We start from the raw sequence: 20,564 nt of genomic DNA, 5'->3' as shown, positions 1-20,564 counted from the left end.
ATGCGATGGGCCGGGCGAACACCCCGGCCCATCGCGTTTGTGATGTCGGCGTGTTGCTGGCGTGGTTGCGCTGACGCTTGGGTACGGCGCCACTGGCTGCATCGGGCATTGGAAAGTTGCGCGTAACCACGGCAGCACGTCGTCTGCGGCGTGAGGCCTGATTGCAGTTGTCGATGCACGGTGTGTGGCGCGCCGTTGCTCGGCATCTTTCGCGTAGCGCTGTTACACTGTGTCGTGCGGCCTTGCGTTTCAGCGCGGCCACCGGGCGCCGACACGGCGGCAAATAACGCCTCACGCGCGCATCCGGCACAATGCGCCACGCATGCACGCCACTTCCGCGCCCGATTTCCGTCTTTATCCATCCAATGCGCTGGATACCCTGGCCGCCTTGCTCGCGCAGGAGTTGCGCCGGCCGATGCCGGAGCAACCGTTGCTGCAGCCGGAGGTGGTGCTGATTCCGCAGGTGGCGATGCGGCGCTGGTTGCAGTCCACGCTTGCGGCCGAGCACGGTGTTGCGGCGAATCTGGAATTTCTCACGCCCGGCGAATTCGTCGCGCGTGCGCTGGAGCGCAACCTCGGCGCGGCCGACGACGACCTGGACATGGCCACCACGCAGTGGCGGTTGTATGCGGCCCTGCAATCGGACCTGGGCCGCGATGCGGCGTTGGCGCCGCTGGCCGGCTATCTGGCCGATGGCGATGCGCTCAAGCCGTGGACGCTGGCCGGCGAATTGGGCAGCGTGTTCGAGAAATACCAGGCCTGGCGCCGCGACTGGCTGCTGCGCTGGGAAGCGGGCGCCGACCCGGACGATCCGCAGGCCCGGTTGTGGCGCAGCATCGCCACCGGCCGGCAATACCGCGCACGGCGCATCGGCCAGTATCTGGATCGCTACGCGCGTGCCGATGGCCCGTTGCCGCAGGGTTTGCCGCCGCGCGTGTTCGCGTTCGCCATCTTGAACATCTCGCCGGACGTCTTGCGCGTGCTGGCCACGCAGGCGCGCGTGGGCACGCTGCATTTCTATCTGCCCACACCGACGCAGGGGTACTGGGGCGACCTGCAGAGCGTGTGGCAACGTCGGCGCGAAGATGGCGCCGTGCAGCTGTTCGCCGAGCAGGTGCAGGAAAACCCCTTGTTGCAGGCCTGGGGCGCAGCCGGGCGCGATTTCATGGCATTGGTAGGCGACTACGAAGTGGTGCACCCACTGGCGGAAATTGCCGCCTACGCCGACCCGCTGGATTCCGGTCGCCGCACGCTGGCCAATGGCGGGCTGGGCGACAGCCTGTTGCGGCGCATGCAGAGCGATCTGTTCCATCGCCGCGCGCCCGCGGCGGAAGCGGTATTGCCGGCGGTGAATCTGCACGACCCCAGCCTGCAGGTGCACGCCTGCCACACGCGGCTGCGCGAGTTGCAGGTGTTGCACGACCAACTGCGCGCGCTGCTCGACGACCCACGCTTCGACCCGCCCCTGCAGCCGCGCGAGATCGCGGTGCTGTCGCCCAATATCGACCCGTACGTGCCGTATCTGGATGCGGTGTTCGGCAGCCATGGCAACGACGACGCGCTGCCCTATGCGCTGGCCGATGCCAGCCCGTTGGCGAGCGAGCCGCTGGCCGAGGTGTTCCTCACCTTGCTCGGTTTGCCGATCGCGCGTTTCGGGCTGCATGAAATCCTCGACCTGCTGGCCAGCGCGCCGATCGCCGAAGCCGCCGGCCTGGACGAAGCCGGGCTGGAACGCCTGCGCAGCTGGCTGCACGCGGCCGGCGCGCGCTGGGGCCTGGATGCGGCGCACCGGCGCCAGCACCAGGCACCGGGCGACGACGCCTATACCTGGCGTTTTGCGCTGGACCGGCTGCTGCTCGGCCATGCCAGCGGCGCCGACGAGGACATGGAGGGGGTAGCGCCGTGGCCGCAGCTGGAAGGCAGCGCGCTGGCCGCACTCGACACGTTGTTGCGGCTGTTGCGCGTGCTCGAACGGCATCAAGCTGCGCTGGCCGAGGCGATGACACCGGTCGAGTGGCGCGAGCGTTTGCTGGGCCTGCTCGAGGCATTGATTCCGACCACGCCAACGGCGCCGCGCGCGCAACGCGCGCTGGATCGCTTGCGCACCTTGATCGACCAATTCGCCCGCGACGCGGTACGCGCCGAGTACGCCGGCGTGGTGCCGGCCGAGGTGGTGCGTGCGCATTTCGCGGCGGTGCTGGGCGAATCGGATACGCGCGCGCCGCTGCTCACCGGCGGCATCAGTTTCGGGCGCATGGTGCCGATGCGCTTGCTGCCGTTCCGCGTGATCTGCCTGCTCGGCATGAACGATGGCGATTTCCCGCGGCGCGACCCGGCCGCCGGGCTCAATCGCCTCACCGCGGAACTGGGGACCGAACGTCGCCGGCACGGCGACCGCTCCACGCGCGAGGACGACCGCTTTTTGTTCCTGCAGTTGTTCGCCTCCGCGCAGGACGTGTTCTACCTCAGCTATCTCGGCGCCGATGCGCGCGATGGCAGCGTGCGCGAGCCGTCGGTGCTGGTCAGCGAATTGCTGGCAAGCGCCGCGCAGTACCACGCCGCCAGCAACGCGCTCGACACGCTGGTGGTGCGGCACCCGTTGCAGCCCTTCGCCGCCGCTGCGTTCGGTGCGCTGGGCGACGACGGCGCCGACCCGCGCCGTTTCAGTTATCGCCGACAATGGCGCCCGGCGGTGGACAGCCTGGTCGGCCAGCGGCAGCCGCTGGCGCCGTGGGTGGCCGGTGCATTGCCGGCTGACGAGATCGTGTTGCCGGCCAGCGTCTCCATCGACGCGTTGCGCCGGCTGCTGACCGACCCGGCCGGGCAGTTCCTGCGTCATCGGTTGGGCATGCGCCTGCCCGATCCGGCCGGGCAGGACAGCGATCTGGAACCTTTGCTCGCTCCCACGCGCGGGCTGGATCAATATGGTTTGCAGCAGCAGATATTCGACGCTGCACTGGCAGGCGACACCGAGTACCTGTACGCGCGTCTGCGTGCCCGCGCGCTGCTGCCGTCCGGCCCGCTGGGGCAGCGCCAGCTCGACGAGCGCGTGGCGCAATTGCGCCCGTATGCCGACGCGTTCCGCCAGTGGCGCGGCGAGTCCCCGGCCCAGTCGCGCCGGTTGCAGGTGCAGATGGACGAGATCGAAATCCACGGCCGTGTGCCGGGCTGGTACGCCAGCGGCGTGGGGCGCGTGCAGGTCGGCGCGCTCAGCGGCCGCAGCGCCATCCGTCATGGGCTGGAATGGCTGCTGCTGCGCGCCGCCGGCGAGCACGCCCCGTACGTGCGTTTCTTCGAACACGACGACGGCCTGGGCCCGCATCCCATCGATGCGCAGCCGCTGTCGCAGACACAGGCGCGCGCCGCATTGGCCGAACTGCTGCAGCTGTATCGCCACGGCTTGCAGGCGCCGCTGGCGTTCGCGCCGTACAGCAGCTGGAAGTATCACCAGGCCGCACGCAGCGGCGACCTGGACAAGGCCATCAAGGAGGCGGCCGGGCAGTGGCAATCGGGTTTTGGCTGGAGCGAATCGCACAGTCCGGAACTGCGCCTGGTCACCCGCGGCCGCGACCCGTTTGGCGACGCGCAACGCTTTGCCGAGTTCGCCGCCACCAGCCACCGTGTGTATGCATTGCTCGAACAGGGACACACCGGCGCGCCGCTCGAGACCGAGCGCGTGATCGACAGCTGGCGGCATTGGCACGGCGCGCAGGAAGACGCCGAATGAGCGTCAGTTCCGTCACCGACCCATACCTGCAGTTGCCGCTGCACGGCGTGCGCCTGATCGAGGCCAGCGCCGGCACCGGCAAGACCTTTACGCTGGCCACGCTGTTCACCCGGCTGGTGGTCGAACGCGGCCTGCGCATCGGCCAGATCCTCGCGATGACCTTCACCGAAGCCGCCACCCAGGAGCTGCGCCGCCGCATCCGCGAACGCCTGGTGCTGGCCGCAAGCCTGGTCCCCGATGCGCCATCGCTTGTCGTAGCAGCGGCCCAGGCCGTGACCGACCTCGCCGACGACCCGTCGCAGCCAGGTCCGCTCCTACGCGACCCCCCCGACGTGCTGCTCACCCGCGCCATCCTGGTCACGCACCTGGCCGGCGGCAGCGAAACGCCCGCCGCATTGCGTCGCCGCCTGCAGCAGGCGGTGGAAGAAATCGATCTGGCCGCGGTGTTCACCATCCACGGCTTTTGTGCGCGCGTGCTGCGCGAGCACGCGCTGGAAAGCGGCCAGGCGTTAGCTGCGCCGGAATTGCTCGCCAACGATCGCCAATTGCTCGGCGAAGTCGCGGCCGACCTGTGGCGGCAGCGCGCCGCCGATGCGGTGATGGCCGAAGATCTCATCGCGCTGTGGTCGGGCGGCCCCGAGGCCTTGGCCAGCGATCTGCGCACGCTGGTGCGGCATCCGACGCTGTTGCCGGCAGTCGCCACGACCACCGACGATGCGCCCGCCTTGTTGCAGGCCGTGCACGCGGCGGCCAACGCACTGGCTGACGCATTCAACACGCATGGCACCGCATTTTTCGAGGCCATCATGTCGGCCATCGAGGGCGGCATCCTGAGCAAGGTCAGCTACAAGCCGGAATGGCTGGCATCGCTGTGGCAGTGGTTCGAAAGCTTCGCTGCCGCGCCATCGTCCAACACCGCGCCACACGCCAAACTGCTCAAGTTGACCGCGGCGGAACTGGCCGCCGGCACCAACAAGAAGTTTCTCGATCGCACGCCGTCTTCGCCGATGAGCCACCAGATCGATGGCTATCTCACCGCGCTGGTGCACGTCGAAGCGTGGCGCAGCCGGCGCCGTATCGCCCTGCTGCACGCGCTACGCGACGATGCCATCGCACGGCTGGCGCTGCTCAAGCGGCAACGCCGCGTGCAGACCTACGACGACCTGGTCGATGGGGTCGCGCACGCATTGCAAGGCGCACAGGCCGACGCCTTGGTCAAACGCTTGCGCACGCAATACGCCATCGCGCTGGTGGACGAATTCCAGGACACCGACGACCGTCAGTGGTCGATCTTTTCCAACGTGTTCGGCGAAGGCCCGCTCGCACAAGCAGCAGGGCTGGAGCCGGCGCTGTTTCTGATCGGCGACCCCAAGCAGGCCATCTACGGCTTCCGTGGCGGCGATGTGCGCACCTATCTGGCCGCTGCAATGACCGCCGAACTGGCGCCGCCGCTGAGCCACAATTTCCGCTCGCGCCCGGGCGTACTGGCCGCCATCGACGCGCTCTACGCGCAGGCCGGCTACACCGATGCCTTCCTCACCGACGGCATCGCCTTCCACCCGGTGCAGGCCGGGACCAAGCGGGTGGATGAAGACCTGCAACGCGATGGCGTCGCTGCGCCGGCGTTGACGCTGTGGCGCGCGCCGGAACCGCCGCCGCCTGCGAAAGGCAAGCCCAGGCCCTGGAGCGCCGGCCGCGCGCGCGAGCTGGCCACCGCCGCCTGCGTTGCCGCGATCCGCGGCTGGTTGGCCGCTGCCCGCGACAGCACGGCCACGGTGTGCGGACGCCCGGTGCAGGCCGGCGATATCGCCGTGCTGGTGCGCAGCCACGGCGAGGCCACGCGCATCCAGCAGGCGCTCGGCGCGGTGGGCATCCCGGCGGTGGCCGCCGGCAAGCAAAGCCTGTTCGCCACCGAACAGGCGCTGGAAGTGCTTGCCTTGCTGCAGGCCTTGCTCGACCCGGGCGACGACAGCCGCCTGCGCGCCGCCTTGGCCACGGTGTTGATCGGCGAAGACGCCATCGCCATCGCCGCACTTGAGCGCGACGGCGAGCGTCACCGCCGCTGGCAGCAACAGGCGCTGGACTGGCGCGAACGCTGGCAGCGCGGCGGCCCGCTCGCCCTGCTCGGCGAGCTCGGCGCCACGCACGGGCAGCGCCTGCTCGCCCTGGTCGATGGCGAGCGGCGCCTCACCAACTATCTGCAACTGGCCGAACTGCTGCAGGAAGCCGACGCGCGCGCACTCGGCCCGCATGGCCTGGTCGACTGGCTGGCGCGGCGCATCGCCAATGCCGACGACAACGACGAAACCCAGCAATTGCGGCTGGAATCGGACGCGCGCCGCGTGCAGATCGTCACCCTGCACAAGAGCAAGGGCCTGGAATATCCGCTGGTGTTCCTGCCGTATGTCGGCATCGGCCGCAGCGACAAGGGCGCCGGCCGCCATTGCGTGGTGCATGCGCCGGACCTGGGCCGTCAGCTGCACTGGAAGACAGAGCGCGACGACCCGAGCTGGAGCGCCGCCGAAGCCGCCTGGAAGCAGGAACAACGCGCCGAAGATGCGCGCCTGCTGTATGTCGGTCTCACCCGCGCCGAGCACGCGCTGTGGATCGCCAGCGGCCCGTTCCATCAGCACGAACGCACCGCGTTGTCGCCCATGCTGCGTGCGCTCGATGCGCTGCAGGGCGCGGCGGGCGAGGGCACCGTGGCGGTGGACACCCGCACGCCGCCGGCCCACCTGCCGCGGCTGCCGGCGCCGAGCGAGGCGCAGGTGCCGCCTGCGCGCAGCGCGCAACGGCACATCGCCCCGGAATGGTGGGTGTACAGCTTCACCCAACTGGCCAACGCCGACGCCGGCGCGGTCACCGACCCGATGGCCAGCGCCACCGTCGTCGGCAGCGGCGGCAGCGATGAACCGTCCGGCAGCGAGGCGGTTGCCGTGGCCGTTGCCAGCGACGCCGAACCGTTCGATCCCCGCTTTGCCGGCAACCGCTTCGGCGTGGTGATGCACGACGTGTTCGAACGTTGCGACTTCGCCGCCTGGCAGGCCTGGCGGCCGGGCCAACCTGCGCCTGACGGCCAGGCCGCACCCATCCACGAGGCCCTGCAACGCGGCGGCTACGCCCAGGACGACCTCGACGACGGCCTGCGCATGCTCACCGCGCTGATCGGCCACACGCTCACCGTGGCCTTGCCCGAAGGCACCTGCCTGGCCGACGTGCCCGAACCGCAGCGCCGCAACGAAATGGAATTCCATTTCGCCATGCGGCCCACCCGCGTCGATGCGTTGCTGGCCCTGCTGCATCGGTTTGGCGTGGTCGGCGACCGCCAGGCCTTCGGCGCGCGCCAGCGCCTGGAAGGCCTGATGACCGGCCTGATCGACCTCACCTACAGCGTGGACGGGCGCTGGTATGTGCTGGACTACAAATCCAACCGCCTGCCCAGCTACGACGCCGACGCCCTGGCGCGGGCCATGGCGCACAGCGAGTACGAACTGCAGGCGCTGATCTACACCGTGGCGTTGCACCGCTGGCTGCGCTTCCGCCTGGGCGATGCCTACGACTACGCCCGCGACTTCGGCGGCGTGCGCTATCTGTTCTGTCGCGGCCTGGATGCCGGGCGCCCTGCGGAGGCTGCCGGGTCGGAAGCCGCTGACGAAACCCATGGCCATTCCATCGCGGGCCAGCGTACGTCCGCACCCACGCGCGATTCCACCGGCGACAGACCCGACTCCGCTCCGAACGCCGTCGCCACGACCGCCGGCGTTCCGCGCGCGCCGCTTGGCGATCCGGCACCGGGCATCCACGCCTGGCGCTTCGAACCAGCGCTGGTGCACGCCGTGGACGCCTTGTTCGCCGGCAAGCCTGCAGATGCGCTGTCCAATGACGCGCCAGCGCAAGGTGGCGCCAACCACCCTGAGCCCCTCTCCCCCCGGGAGAAGGGGTGGGGTGAGGGTACGTCCGCACCAGGGACACCCACCCCATGAACCAATGCACCGCGCCAGTCGCATGGCTGGCCCGCACCGCGTTCGCGCCTCTCAGCGATCGCGCCGAGCACGCACCGCCCGCGCGTCATCGGCGTCAACGCTGCTGCGCGCCCGCACTGCACGCCAACACAGGTGGGCGCAGCATGACCGGGCGCGAGCGCGTATCCGCCAACGGAATGCCAACGCCATGAACCCCCCAAACCTGTTCGCCGCCCTCAACCAGAGCGGCGCCCTGCGCACCCTGGATCTGGCCTTCGCGCAAAGCCTGCAACGCCTGGAACCGGACACCGATCCACAGGTGCTGGCCGGCGCCGCGCTCGCCTCGCTGGCAGTGACCAGCGGCCACGCCGGGCTGGACCCGGCCCGCGCCGCCATGGTGCTGGACGCGCGCGACGGCCCGCCGCCGACCTTCCCGGATCCCGCCGACTGGCAACGCAGCCTGGCCGCCTCGCGTTGGGTCGATCAACCGCAGCCCGAGGCCCCGGCGGCCGCCGATTGCCCGCTCGTCCTCGAACGCGGCCTGCTCTACCTGCGCCGCTATCGCGAGTACGAACGCCGCCTGGCCCTGGGCCTGCAACGCATCGCCGCGCAAGCGCCGCCGCCGGTCGACGCCGCCACGCTGGCGCCGCTGTTCGCGCAGTTGTTCCCGAACGCCACCGCAACGCCTCGCAGCGCGGCCCCAACCCCTCTCCCCCCGGCAGAGGGTGCCCGCGGGGCGGGTGAGGGGTCGGGCCTGCCCGCGCCCTCCCTCCGGCAAGAGGGCACAAATCCGCCTGCGCCGTCCATCACAGGGTCGAACCAGGCAGCGCCAGCCCGCAGCCCCGACCGCCAAGCCCAGGCCGCGGCCCTCGCGCTGCGCCGCATGCTGCTGCTGGTCACCGGCGGCCCCGGCACCGGCAAGACCACCACCATCGCCCGCATGCTGCTGCTGCGCATCGCCCAGGCCCGGGCCGCCGGCACATCGCCGCCGCGCATCGCCCTGGCCGCGCCCACCGGCCGCGCCGCCGAGCGCATGGCCGAGAGCCTGCGCCTGGCCGTGGCCCGCGCCATGGAGCAAGGGCTGCCGCCTCCCTGCGACACACCGACCCCGGAGATGTCCCCTCTCCCGTCCACCGCACCGCACCCAGACGCTTTCCCTCTCCCGCCTGCGGGAGAGGGTGCCCGCAGGGCGGGTGAGGGCAGCCCCCCCACCGATTTCCCGTCCACCGCACCGGACCCAGACGCTTTCCCTCTCCTGCCTGCGGGAGAGGGTGCCCGCAGGGCGGGTGAGGGCAGCGCCCCTACCGATCTCCCGTCCACCGCACCGGACCCAGGCGTTTTCCCTCTTCCGCCTGCGGGAGAGGGCGCCCGCAGGGCGGGTGAAGGCAGCCCCCCCACCGATCTCCCGCCTACCGCACCGCACCCAGACGCTTTCCCTCTCCCGCCCGCGGGAGAGGGTGCCCGCAGGGCGGGTGAGGGCAGTGCGCCCATCGACCCGTACGGGAACTCCGCCCTGCCCAGCGGCGCCAGCACCCTGCATCGTCTGCTCGGCGTCATCCCGGATTCCCCACACTTCCACCACAATGCCGACAACCCGCTGCCGTTCGACCTGATCGTGGTCGACGAAGCGTCCATGGTCGACCTGCCGCTGATGTGCAAACTGGTCGAAGCCGTCGCCGATGGCACCCAGCTGATCCTGCTCGGCGATGCCGACCAGCTGCCTTCGGTGGAAGCCGGCGATGTGCTGGCCGCCATCCTGCAGGCCGCCGGCCCGGGCGATGCCCTGCAGCCCGAGGATGCCCAGGCCCTGCAACCGCTGCTCGGCAGCGCGCCTGTCGATCCGCCTGCGGTCACCTCCGCCACCCGCAACGGCGGCCTGGCCGGCCACCGCGTGCACCTGCTGCGCGGCTATCGCCAGGCGGAGGATTTCGCACTGGCGCCACTGGCCGACGCCATCCGCGCCGGCGATGCCGACACCGCCTTGGCCCTGCTACGCAGCGGCGAACTGCCCGGCGTGTACTTCCACGAAGACGGCGAAGACCCGCTGACACTCGGCCGCGATGCGCTGCTCGCCCACTGGCGCGCGCTGGCCAACGCGCAAGACCCCGCCGCCGCCCTGCGCGATGCCGCCCGCCTGCGCCTGCTCACCGCGGTGCGCGCCGGCCCGCAAGGCGCGCGCGGCCTCAACGCCCGCATCGAACAACTGCTGGCCGACACCGGCGCCGGCGCCCGTCGTCTGGGCGGCGCCTCGCCCTGGTTCCAGGGCCGCCTGCTGCTGATCACCGAAAACAGCTACCGCCACGGCCTGTTCAACGGCGACGTCGGTATCTGCCTGCGCAGCGACCCGGGCGCCTTGCCTGGCCGCAGCGACGCGCGCCCGTCCCCCGGGCAGGGCGATGCAAGTGCCGTGACCACGCGTGGCCACGTGCCACCGTCGCCAAGGCCGGGCCACGCCGGCGACCGCGCACACCATGACACCCCCGCCACCGACAGCCGTGCCCAAGGCCCCTTGGTCGCCTGGTTCGAAGGCGACGGCGACGGCCAGGTGCGCGGCTTCCATCCCGCCGCACTTCCCGCGCACGAAAGCGCCTTCGCCATGACCGTGCACAAGGCCCAAGGCAGCGAATTCGACGAGGTCTGGCTGCAACTGCCCACCCGCGACGCCCGCGTACTCAGCCGCGAACTGCTCTATACCGGCCTCACCCGCGCCCGCCGCGCCCTGCACTTGGCCGGCAGCGAAGCGGTCATGCGCGCCGCGCTGGCGCGGCACGCCGCACGCATCTCGGGGTTGGCGTGGCGCTTGGGTGCAAAAGACGACAAGCCACCGCCAGTTCCAGCACCCACGCCAGCGCCGCTTCCACAACCGCCGCCTAGTGCGCCTGTGCAAGGTGCGCTGTTCTGATCCAATCCAGTCGGTGCCGGCGCTTGTCCCGCAATGGCAGGCTGCACGTTCGTAACGGGTTGCGTCATATAACGCAGGCCGTTATGGCTGTCACATGATCAGGAGCTTTATCGACAAGGAAGCCGAAAGATCTGGCTGGGTGCGCGTTCCCGCCGGTTGCCTGCCGGCATCCAATTGGTCGCGCGCCGCAAGTTGCGCATGCTCAATGCCGCCGAGCCCATCTCGACGATCTACGGATCCCGCCCGCCAACCGGCTGGAAGCGTTGAAGGGCGAGCGGCGCGGCCAGTACAGCATCCGGATCAACGATCAATGGGGCATCTGCTTCCGATGGATGGAAGGCGATGTGGTGCAGGTCGAAATCGTCGATTACCACTGAGCACGAGGCATCTGTCGATGACGGTCCTACCCAATATCCACCCTGGCGCAATTCTGCTTGAGGAGTTTTTCGAGCCTCTGGGCATCAGCCAGAACGCACTGGCACGCGCCACCGGCGTCCCGCCGCGCCGTATCAACGAAATCGTGCTGGGCAAGCGCGGCATCACTGCCGACACTGCCGTGCGTCTGGCCGCCGCGTTGGGAACCTCCGAGCGCTTCTGGCTTGGCCTGCAGGCCGACTACGAGCTGGAGCAGGCGCATCGCGCGCTGGGCGACTTGCCGGCGCGGATCAAGCGGCTGGCGGCATGATCCGGGCGGCTTCCAGCACATGCTGCTAAGTCGGCGCAGCGTCTGCGCTGCTCGCCAACACCGGCGTCGGGTTGGGTCGATGCGGCGGCGTGCCGACCGGTGATTCTTCGTCACCGCACACAGGAATTCACCACGCCGCCATGGCGCTGGCATGGACGTGGGTAACGTTGCGCGCCTGGCCGTCCGCTGGATCGCGTGATCGCGCCGTACGCAGGGCCGCGGCCCACTGACGCACGCGTCAGCGCTGACACGCGACTGTTTCGCGCGGCGTTGCGCCTGCATGACCGTGAGCCCGGTCTGTCGTGTTGCCAACAGGCGCTGCCAGCACCGCCGTTCACTCTCAGAGGTCCTCCCATGCAGCCCACCGCAATCCGTTCCACCGCCGGCTTGCCCAGCGCAGACATGACGGCTGACCTGCGCGATCCTCCACCCGTCTCCGCGCAGGCACAGTCCTCCGCAGCCGCGGCGCCGCCGGATGCCTTGCAGGCGATGATTGGCCGTGCTCCCCGCCCGGACGCGCCACGGCACCGACGCACGCAGAGCCTGCCCGCGCGATTGACGCCTGCCCAGCGCAGCATGCTGGCCGAACTCGGCGTCGCCGACACGCCCGTGCTGACGCCCACCGAGGCGGCCGTGCTGCGGGAGCTGCGTCTGCACCGGCCGCAGCTCCCGCTGGACACGCTGCTGTTCACCGACCCGAACAAGGACCCCGACGATGTCGTGACCTACACCATCGCCAAGCAGCTGCAGGTCGAAGGCTTTTTGCGTCTGACCGATGTCGTCGTCACCCTGGGCGATGCCACCATGCGATCGCAACGCGCGCAGCTGGCAAAAGGTGTCTTCGATCGCCTGGCTTTGCCGGATGTGCGCGTCGCGCGCGGCCAGGACTATCCCATGACGCCCACGCAGGCCCGGGAGCATTCCAAGTTCCTCGCCGAGGGAGCCGCGCTGCGTGCGGCGCCGGACGCGGTGCACACCGATGGCGTCGGTGCGATGCGTCAGCGCCTGGCGAGCTCGCCCCACAAGCTCGGCATGGTGGTCATCGCCGGAATGACCGATGCCAGCGCCCTGCTTGCCGAGGCGGGCGATCTGGTGCGGGACAAGGTCGCGTCCATCACCATCATGGGAGGCATCGACCCGGCCAAAGACGCCGATGGCCTCGTGCAACCGGACACGCGTGCCTACAACAACGCCACCGACATCCACGCCGCCCGTGCGCTCTACCGCCGCGCGCAGCAACTCGGCATTCCCCTGCGCATCCTGAGCAAGGAGGCTGCCTACAGGGCCGCCGTGCCGCCGGCGTTCTACGAAGGCATCGCACGCAATGGCCACCCCGTGGGCGAGTACCTGCGCGATGTCCAGAAAAACGCCTTGAAAGGCCTGTGGGAAGGCATCCAGGCCAACCTGATCCCCGGCCTGGATTCGGCGTGGTTCTTCCGTACGTTCGTCACAGCAGAAGCCCAAGAGGCTGCGGCAGCGGGTCGGCAAGCTGCCATGAGCTTCGACGCCATCTGGCCGCAGGTGACCAAGCTCAATCTCTACGATCCGCTGACCTTGCTGGCGGCGCTGCCCGGCACCGCGCGCCTGCTGTTCCAGCCAACGCCCATGCACCGCGAGGGAGCCAGCCCGGTGGAGCACGTGGGACACGCCGAGGTTGTGCGTCCGGAAAAAGCCAGGTTGTTGCTGTCGGCGCTGGCCAAGGCCGCGCTCGCCCAGCAGGACCAGGGGCAACACGCGCGCTGAGCAGTTGGCAGCATTCGCGGAGTGGCGCCGTCCGGCGTCATCCGCGAAGCGCGAGGTTGGGCATCCCCTCCAATTCGTCCGCCTGCGACCAGGTCGGGCGGCTTACTTGCCCTTCTTTTCCTGCTTGGCCGCGCGCTTTTCTTTCAGCGTCTTGGTCGGCTCTTTCTTCTGGTTCTTCTTCTGGTCCATCCCCTTGCTCATGACACCCTCGTGGTTGCTGGATTGAACGCGCTGGCAGCGCCGGACCCGGCGTGCCAGCGCACTGTAAGGCTTGTGCGCCATCGAAGGGCAGAGGGTCTGGCGCAGTGGAGTACGTGACACCGGGTGGCGGCCGCCGGCGCCCATCGCCTCAGCGTGGCGCAAGCAGCCTGGCAAGGGTATCGGGCCGCCCGGCCAGCCGTTCCAGCCGTGGGTAGCGCAGCGGCCCGGTGTACTGGATCTGCACGTCCGCGCGCTGCCCGTCCTGCGCAATGCCCAACACGATGGGGCGGCGTGCCGCGCCGCGCACCGCATCGCGCAACGCGTCCTGCGAGAACGGCGATCCATTGACGGTCGACACGCGCGTGCCCGGCCGCAGCCCGGCGGCGAAGGCGGGGCCGTTCCAGGCCACCGTGCGCAGCATGCCGTCGGCGCGCGCCGTCAATCCGATTGAGTAGGTGAGATCGGCAACGCCCGCTTCGTCTTCGCTGGCACGGAACGCCGCCGTCGGCGTGTCGGTGTAGACCAGCGACCAACCGTGCTGGGTCAGGCCGCGTGTGGTGTCCAGTTCGTCGTGGGCATCGATCCATCCGCGCAGGAAGCCTGCCCAGTTGGCTGGCGCCACGGTATGCAAGGTGGCGCAGATGTCCTCGAACGTATAGGTGCGCGTGGGCGCGTCCGGGGTGGCGCCGGCGAAGAAGCGCTGCGCGAAATCGTCGATGCTGCGCTTGCCCCCGCTGCGCGCGCGCAGTTCGGCATCCACCGCCAGCCACAGCATCACGCCTTCGGCGTAGTAATCGCGCCGGCGCTGCCAGTCGCGCCACGCCACCGGCTGGCGCAACATGAAAGCCGGGTAGTGCACGTCGTCGGCTAAAGAGCGCCATGCCCGCCCGGGCCGCGTTGCGATCTCCGCCGCTTCCAGCGCCAGGCGGTCGCGCACCTCATCGGGCGTGAACTGGCCGGCACGCGTCGCCAGCACCCGTCCCCAGAACTCGGTCTGTCCTTCGTACATCCACAGCAGGCTTCCGGAGACCGGCACGTTCGGCGTCGGTGCCCATAGATCGGCAGGCGTCCGGTAAAAGCCGTTCCAGGCATGCACGATTTCGTGCGCAATCAGGTCGCGCGCGAGGAGTTGGCCCGGCCAGTCCTGGAAATGCGACGACGCCAGACCGTTCTCGCTGGAGGCGCGATGCTCGGTGCCGCCGGAAGCGCCCTCATCGCTCAGCCGCGCCAGGATGGCGTAGCGCGCAAACGGCGGCGGGCCGAACACCGCGCCTAGCTGCGCAAGCAGCGAACGGAGTTCGGCCACGCGTGCGGGCGGCACCTGCAGGTCGGCGGGCCGCTGCGCCACGATATCCAGCGATACCGTCCCGGTCAGCGGCAGCTGCGCGGCAAATCTGCCGGCAAGCACCGGCGCGTCCAGCAACGTTTCCAGCGATGTCGTCTTGAAGGCGTAGTGCTTGCCGCGCACGCGCTCCACGTCCAACGCACTGAACGGTCGCAGCCCGTCCGGCAGCGTCAGCATGGCGGCCACCGCAATGTTGCGGGCATACCAACCGGCCGGATACAGCACCAACCGCTGCCAGGGCACGGACACGATGTCGCGCGTCAGCAACTCGCCGCCGGCCAGCATCTGGAACTGCACGTCGAGTTGCTGCACACCAGCCGGCACCTCTACATGGAAGGCATGCGGTTCGTAGGCATCGCGCCGCCATGCCAGGCGGCGCCCCGCTGCGCTGACCTCCAGGCCGGCAAGATCGGTCACCGTCAGACTCGGCCCATGGCTGGCAGCCTCCCAACGTGGATACAGCAGCGTCACCGCACCGCTCGCGTCCACCGGTATCTGCTGGTGCACAGTGAAGATGCGGCGCGCGACGTCGGTGGCATCCACGTCCACGCGCATCACCCCGGCAAAGGCGTGGTCTACCGGCGGCGCAACCGTCGGTGTCGGGGCAATGTAGGTCGGGCCGCGACTGGATTGCGCGAACCCTTGACCTGCGAACAGTGCGAGCACCACCGCCAAGACCGACGCACGCGCAAAGCAAAAAGGGGGGATGTGGCTTGAATGGATGCGCATTGCACGGCCTTGAACAAGGCCGTGATCCTATACGCCTGCAACACCCTGCAGCCATCTCGAAAACAGCGCGCTGCTCCAGCTCGCTTTTAGCGCGTTCACCCGCATCGAAGAACACACACGTGTCCACAGCCCGAACGCCCGTGCGACCGTCAAGGTCTGCACGCGGGCGCCGGTGACAACTGCGGCCTTGGAGCGGCTTACACCACGTGGCGAGCAGTCCTCAGGTGGGTGCGGACGGCGCGCTCAGAACCGCAGTGGACGAGTGCTACATGCCGATTCCGAGCACCGGCCGCGCCCGCCTGGCGGCTGCGCAGTGGTTTTGTTCGCTGCCCTTATTTGGCCGGCACGCGCTCGTACTGCTCTCCACCGGTGTTGAGATGGCCGTTGCTTTCGTCGATGGCGAAGTTCACCGTCTCGCCATCGTTGGTCACCTGCAGCGCGCCGTCCTTGTAGACCGCCGGGTAGCTTTCGGTCTTGGGCTGGCGGCTGAAGAACTTGGGCGTGGTGCTGCGGACCATGAAGGTCTCGCCATTGCGCTCGATGTCCATCGTCTCGTCCTGCGACTGCAGGTTGACCCAGTGCCCAACGAACTTCTCGCCTTCCACCTTGGCGCAACCGCTCATCAACAGTGCCGCGGCCAGCGCGGTGCCCATCCACTTCATCATCGTGCATTCTCCAGTTGAGGCTGCAGCGAGGATGGCGGGTGGGGGATGTATGGGAGGTCAAGGAGCCGCCATGATGCATGGCGCACCGCCCTGATGTACTTTTGAGCGAGATAACAACGCCTCTGGCTGGGTTGATCGCTCTGGTAGTGCTGCGTCTGAAGGGACGACGCGATGGAACAGACGCCTGGCGATTCTCCGACCAACGAGTACCAACGTGTCGCTTGTAGACCATATCCAGATCTCGCACCCCTATCTGGTCCGCGTCGTCCGCTGCGGCAAAGGGTTTGAAGTTACCTTGAGCGATGCCTTCCCTGCAGAATTCCGTGTCTTCGAATTATGTCCCGCAGCAGAAGTTTGGCCCGGCTACAAAGAAGTCGAAAGTAGCCTTGGCTTGATCGAAGAAGATGGCAGCACGTTTTGGCTATCCGGGACGGGGGGTTCCATGGAGGAGGCCGTGGAAGATGCGTTGATGAAGTTCATCAATTGGGCCGTGCATCCAGCGCATGTCACTGCAAACAACTTCTGCATGCGACCGATGCATGCTGATGACCTAGATGGGCATTGATGTAGGGTCCGTCGCGCTTGTCTATCCGCCAAGCCCGACAACGCGTCACGTGCGAACCTGTTGCGACAGAAGACCCGCTCAAATACGCTGTCGAACTGCCTTCGCAAAAAGTACGGAGATAGCGTGAAGCACATATGGATAGCGGTGCTGGCGACAGGATGTGCCGTTGTCTCGACGTGGGCCGAGGCCGTTGCAATCCGGTGCGACACTTGCCGAGTAGACAGCGATTTTCGTGCTGAAGCGATGGGCAGGGGACCTGGCACCCACATCGTCTACAACGTAAAAGATAACCTGGTTCAACAGTGGTCCGTTGGATCGGACGGCGACACAGTGCTGGCGGCGGTGAAAACTCCACCGACACCCGTCGTGCCGCAGCAGAGGCCATCAACGGGAGCGACACGACAGGTCGCGAATGCGCACACGTTCCACGTGATCGGCGCGGGCACCATTCGACCTATCTACAATATCCCGATCGAGATGCTGGGATTGAATTCTCATGCACGCGAGAAAAGCGCATACGATTACGTCACCGACGCAAATCTGAGGGCCATGGTTGAATCTGCCACGGGCAGCAGCTCGCTGATACGACAGGTCACAGGCTCCGGGACCACGGCGTCGCTGGCCAACCCGCATCGGGCAAACCTGCTTTTCAGGGTTGTCTTCAAGGACGGCTCCTATGTCGGCGTGATCGTTGATGTGAATCAGGCCAACGGAAAATCCGAACCCGGTAGCGAAAGAACAGCAGCGGGCCAATCGATTCCGAGCCAAGCCAGCGAACTCTCTGGCACCTGGACCAACAACGGGGGCGACAACCTGGCCCCGATGGTGGCGCACATGCAACGCCTTGGCACTGTGAGCGACGCGGGGGCTGCGGGCGCAGGCGGCACAATCACCGCCATCATGTGCGTGGTTCAGCACTGCACGGTCGCGCGTTCGGCGTCCTGATCGATCGTTGGAAGACACTCCAGCGCTGATGACGACCATTCGTCAGGCGACTGGAGCGCGCGACATGGCACAGGCAGGAAACCGCAAAAAAACCGCGCTCAGGTGTCACCCAATATCGCGCTGCAGGTTCGGTGCCACGCTGGAGCAGATCGATCGGTTCTCGGTGTTGCTTCGCACGGCCAGCGCGCAAGGCGACATGGCGTGGCGACGCGGTGCCGGAGTCCCCCGGATCGGCGGCAACCATTGGACAAGGCCGCCGAAGAAGTGAGCCCGGCGACGTTGCCCGCCAACATGGCGACAACCGTCACCTGCGCGCGGTCGAGCGCGCAGTCGCTCTGGCTGATGCAGCGCTCTGGCAGGCGGCCTAAATCGCCATGACCCCGCCATCGATAAACAACTCGTGCTCCGCGATGAAGCTGGACGCATCCGAGGCCAGGAACAGCACCGCCTCGGCGATCTCTTCGGCATCGCCCAAACGCCCGAACGGAATCATCTGCTTGAACGCGTCCTCGGCTCCTGCATTGGCGTCCAGGTAGGTCTGCATGGCCGGTGTGTGCACCATGCCGGGCGACATCACGTTCACGCGGATGCCGCGGCGTTTCAGGTCGCTCGTCCAGGTGCGGGCGAACGAGCGGATGGCCGCCTTGGTGGCGCTGTAGACCGAGAGCGCGCCGATGCCCTTGCTGCCTGCCACGGAGCCGGCCAGGATCACAGCCCCACCGCTGGCCATCAGCGGCAGTGCATTCTGCACGGTGAAGACCGTGCCCTTGATGTTGGTCGCCAACAGGCGCTCCAGGTGTGCGATGTCGATCTCGCCCAGCGCGGCCGACTCGGAAACGCCCGCGTTGGCGAAGACGACATCCAGCCGGCCGTGCTCCTGCTGGATGCACGCATAAAGCCGGTCCATGTCCTCGGGCACGCCGACATCGCCCTGCACGCCCACCGCGCCGCCGCCGATCTCCGCCACCGCAGCGTCCAGCCGGTCCTGCCGCCGCCCGGTGATGTAGACCTGCGCGCCCTCGGCCGAAAACGCCTTCGCCGTCACCAGCCCGATACCGTCGGTGCCGCCGGTAACCACGACCACCTTGCCTCCGAATCGCTTGCCCATTGTGCTTCCCTGATAAGTGGAGGGTTGCTCCACTTAGTATATGGAGGTAGCCTCCACTTCCACAAGCCACGTCGGAAGAGCCCGTTGACCGCCGATACGCCCTTGCGCGCCGATGCCCAGCGAAACCGCGAACGCCTGCTCGCCGCAGCTGAGCAGGTCTTCCTGGAGCGCGGTGCCGAAGCGTCGATGGAAGACGTCGCAAAACGCGCCGGCGTCGGGATCGGCACGTTGTATCGGCGCTTCCCCACCCGCGAGTCGTTGTTTGCCGCGGCCTATAGCGGGCGTTTCTTGTCGCTGGCTGCTGCCAGTCACGCGCGCGCCAGTTCGCTCGACGCGCTGGCTGCGCTGCGCGCGTATCTCGAGGATCTGGCACTGCATACCAGTGTCTATCGTGGGCTGGCTGCGTCGCTGGGCGCAGTGCTGCAGAGCGGCACGCCAGGGTGCGAGGCCGTCAGCAAGCAAGGGCAGCAGCTGTTGCGCAGCGCCCAGAAGCGCGGCGTCGTCCGCCGCGATGTGTCCTTCGACGATCTCGTCGTCGTCGCCATTGCGACCTCGCTGGCCACCGAACAGCTTGGCTCCCCAAAGACGCGCATCGCGCACCTGATCGGGCTGTTCGTCGACGGCATTGCAGCGCCAGGGGCGGGAGCGGCTGCGTAAGTCAGCCGCCAACGCGCTGGCGCCTAGAGTGCTTCATCGTCGTCTTGGGTGATGGCGAGCAACCCACGCAACGCGCAGGCGTTGACATGGGAGAACGATCGTTCTACCTTGACGCCGTGGACAAGCCAACCAACGACACCCAACAGAAGATCCTGGCAACGGCAGAGGCGCTGATCTACCAGCACGGCATCCATGCCACCGGCATGGACCTGCTGGTGAAGACCTCAGGCGTGGCGCGGAAAAGCATCTACCGCCACTTCGATAACAAGGACGAGGTGGCCGCCGCTGCATTGAACGCGCGCGACGTCCGTTGGCTCGCGTGGTTCAGGCAGCAATGTGACAAGGCCGACCGTCCCGAGGCGCGCATCCTGCGCATGTTTACGGTGCTCAAGGAATGGTTCCAGTCGGAGGGTTACCGCGGCTGTGCGTTCATCAACACCGCAGGCGAGGTCGGGGACCCCGACGATCCGGTTCGCAAGATCGCCAGGCATCACAAGCAAAAGTTGCTCGACTACACGCTGGAACTGACCGGGCAACTGGGTATCACGCAGCCGGACGCACTGGCGCGCCAGCTGCTGCTTCTCATGGAAGGCGCAATCACCGTCTCGCGCGTGATGGGTGACGAGGACGCCGCAGACACCGCAAGGGATATCGCGCAGTTGTTGCTAAAACAGGCCACCGGCTAGCGGCCTGACGCTCCGCCGCACTCTCAAAACACCGATGTATCCACTTCGATTGGAGGCTTTGCCATGTCCAACGCTCACGCTCGCCCGCCGCTTCCCCCGTTCACCCGCGAATCGGCGATCGAAAAGATACGGCTTGCCGAAGACGGTTGGAATTCCCGCGACGCCGATAAAGTGTCGCTTGCCTATTCGCTCGACACCCAATGGCGAAACCGTGCCGAGTTCACCAACGGCCGGGAACAAGCCCGGCAGTTCCTTGCGCGCAAGTGGAATAAGGAGCTCGAGTACCGCTTGATCAAGGAGCTGTGGGCCTTTACCGAAAACCGTATTGCCGTGCGCTACGCCTACGAATGGCGCGATGACTCAGGCAATTGGTTCCGCTCCTACGGCAACGAGAACTGGGAATTCGGCGCCGATGGCCTGATGGAACGCCGCTTCTCGTGCATCAACGACATGCCGATCAAGGAGAGCGACCGCAAATTCCACTGGCCGCTGGGCCGTCGCCCGGATGATCATCCAGGGCTGTCTGACCTGGGTATGTGACGATTCCCAAGCGAATAAGAAAAAAGCCCTCGGCAGTGGTTCCGCTCGGGGCTTTTGTCTCGCTCAGGGCCGTGGCATCGGCACGCAAAGAGGAGGAGGCTGCA

14 protein-coding genes, 1 other RNA gene and 1 pseudogene are annotated in these 20,564 nt (G+C 67.9%); 11 read left to right on the top strand and 5 right to left on the bottom strand.

From position 1 onward, the window contains the following. The first annotated feature begins 322 nt into the window (after positions 1-322). The 6 genes and pseudogenes from recC to xopQ all read left to right on the top strand — a co-directional run bounded on the left by recC (position 323) and on the right by xopQ (position 13,019). Positions 323-3,727, top strand: coding sequence for an exodeoxyribonuclease V subunit gamma (recC, locus tag ACCQ03_RS21760; protein ID WP_209227186.1), 3,405 nt, complete (start codon positions 323-325; stop codon positions 3,725-3,727). Continuing rightward, on the top strand, positions 3,724-7,710 hold the full coding sequence (gene recB, locus ACCQ03_RS21755; RefSeq protein ID WP_209227189.1) for an exodeoxyribonuclease V subunit beta: 3,987 nt from the start codon (positions 3,724-3,726) through the stop codon (positions 7,708-7,710). The genes recC and recB overlap by 4 nt, the downstream gene beginning before the upstream one ends. Positions 7,711-7,897: 187 nt before the next feature. Further along, positions 7,898-10,591 carry an AAA family ATPase gene (locus tag ACCQ03_RS21750; RefSeq protein WP_372359837.1) on the top strand — a complete coding sequence of 898 codons (2,694 nt, stop codon included), beginning with the start codon at positions 7,898-7,900 and terminating at the stop codon, positions 10,589-10,591. Positions 10,592-10,685: 94 nt separating this feature from the next. Continuing rightward, positions 10,686-10,968, top strand: a pseudogene (locus ACCQ03_RS21745) (type II toxin-antitoxin system RelE/ParE family toxin). Between the two features lie 17 nt (positions 10,969-10,985). Next, the gene (locus ACCQ03_RS21740) at positions 10,986-11,276 is read left to right on the top strand and encodes a HigA family addiction module antitoxin (RefSeq protein WP_057678188.1); all 291 of its coding nucleotides are present in this window, start codon (positions 10,986-10,988) and stop codon (positions 11,274-11,276) included. Positions 11,277-11,630: 354 nt separating this feature from the next. Further along, positions 11,631-13,019 (top strand): type III secretion system effector XopQ, encoded by a 1,389-nt coding sequence (gene xopQ / locus ACCQ03_RS21735; RefSeq protein WP_057678187.1) that lies wholly within the window; start codon positions 11,631-11,633, stop codon positions 13,017-13,019. A 102-nt stretch (positions 13,020-13,121) separates the two neighbouring features. Here xopQ and ACCQ03_RS21730 read toward each other — a convergent pair whose 3' ends face one another. From ACCQ03_RS21730 to ACCQ03_RS21715, 4 genes are all read right to left on the bottom strand, one after another. Beyond that, positions 13,122-13,301 (bottom strand): hypothetical protein, encoded by a 180-nt coding sequence (locus tag ACCQ03_RS21730; RefSeq protein WP_057678186.1) that lies wholly within the window; start codon positions 13,299-13,301, stop codon positions 13,122-13,124. Between the two features lie 67 nt (positions 13,302-13,368). Further along, the gene (locus tag ACCQ03_RS21725) at positions 13,369-15,294 is read right to left on the bottom strand and encodes a M61 family metallopeptidase (protein WP_057678185.1); all 1,926 of its coding nucleotides are present in this window, start codon (positions 15,292-15,294) and stop codon (positions 13,369-13,371) included. 194 nt (positions 15,295-15,488) lie between these two features. Continuing rightward, positions 15,489-15,565, bottom strand: a non-coding RNA gene (locus tag ACCQ03_RS21720) — sX9 sRNA. Positions 15,566-15,626: 61 nt separating this feature from the next. After that, positions 15,627-15,959, bottom strand: a complete 333-nt coding sequence (locus ACCQ03_RS21715; protein ID WP_003482333.1) for a hypothetical protein — start codon at positions 15,957-15,959, stop codon at positions 15,627-15,629. 214 nt (positions 15,960-16,173) lie between these two features. Between ACCQ03_RS21715 and ACCQ03_RS21710 the strand changes: the two genes are divergently transcribed. Together ACCQ03_RS21710 and ACCQ03_RS21705 are read left to right on the top strand one after the other, a co-directional pair. Then, a complete protein-coding gene (locus ACCQ03_RS21710) occupies positions 16,174-16,524 on the top strand; it encodes a hypothetical protein (protein WP_237377042.1) in 351 nt (116 codons plus the stop codon). Between the two features lie 429 nt (positions 16,525-16,953). Next, on the top strand, positions 16,954-17,469 hold the full coding sequence (locus ACCQ03_RS21705) for a hypothetical protein (protein ID WP_057678192.1): 516 nt from the start codon (positions 16,954-16,956) through the stop codon (positions 17,467-17,469). A gap of 364 nt (positions 17,470-17,833) precedes the next feature. On the opposite strand, the gene ACCQ03_RS21700 is transcribed toward ACCQ03_RS21705, so the two are convergent. Next, a complete protein-coding gene (locus tag ACCQ03_RS21700) occupies positions 17,834-18,577 on the bottom strand; it encodes an SDR family oxidoreductase (RefSeq protein WP_209227192.1) in 744 nt (247 codons plus the stop codon). Between the two features lie 84 nt (positions 18,578-18,661). Here ACCQ03_RS21700 and ACCQ03_RS21695 point away from each other — a divergent pair, with 84 nt between their 5' ends. The 3 genes from ACCQ03_RS21695 (at position 18,662) to ACCQ03_RS21685 (ending at position 20,460) form a co-directional block, all read left to right on the top strand. After that, positions 18,662-19,234: a TetR/AcrR family transcriptional regulator gene (locus tag ACCQ03_RS21695; protein WP_017158948.1), complete on the top strand. Its 573-nt coding sequence runs from the start codon at positions 18,662-18,664 to the stop codon at positions 19,232-19,234. A gap of 116 nt (positions 19,235-19,350) precedes the next feature. Next, complete coding sequence (locus ACCQ03_RS21690) at positions 19,351-19,920, top strand: TetR/AcrR family transcriptional regulator (protein ID WP_057678191.1); 570 nt, start codon at positions 19,351-19,353, stop codon at positions 19,918-19,920. Positions 19,921-19,983: 63 nt separating this feature from the next. Further along, positions 19,984-20,460 carry a nuclear transport factor 2 family protein gene (locus ACCQ03_RS21685; protein WP_039574558.1) on the top strand — a complete coding sequence of 159 codons (477 nt, stop codon included), beginning with the start codon at positions 19,984-19,986 and terminating at the stop codon, positions 20,458-20,460. The last annotated feature ends 104 nt before the right edge of the window (positions 20,461-20,564 follow it).

Origin of the sequence: Xanthomonas sp. NCPPB 3569, assembly GCF_041475645.2 — a bacterium.
Taxonomy (GTDB): Bacteria; Pseudomonadota; Gammaproteobacteria; order Xanthomonadales; family Xanthomonadaceae; genus Xanthomonas; species Xanthomonas phaseoli.
This window is presented reverse-complemented; position numbering and strand designations above follow the sequence as displayed.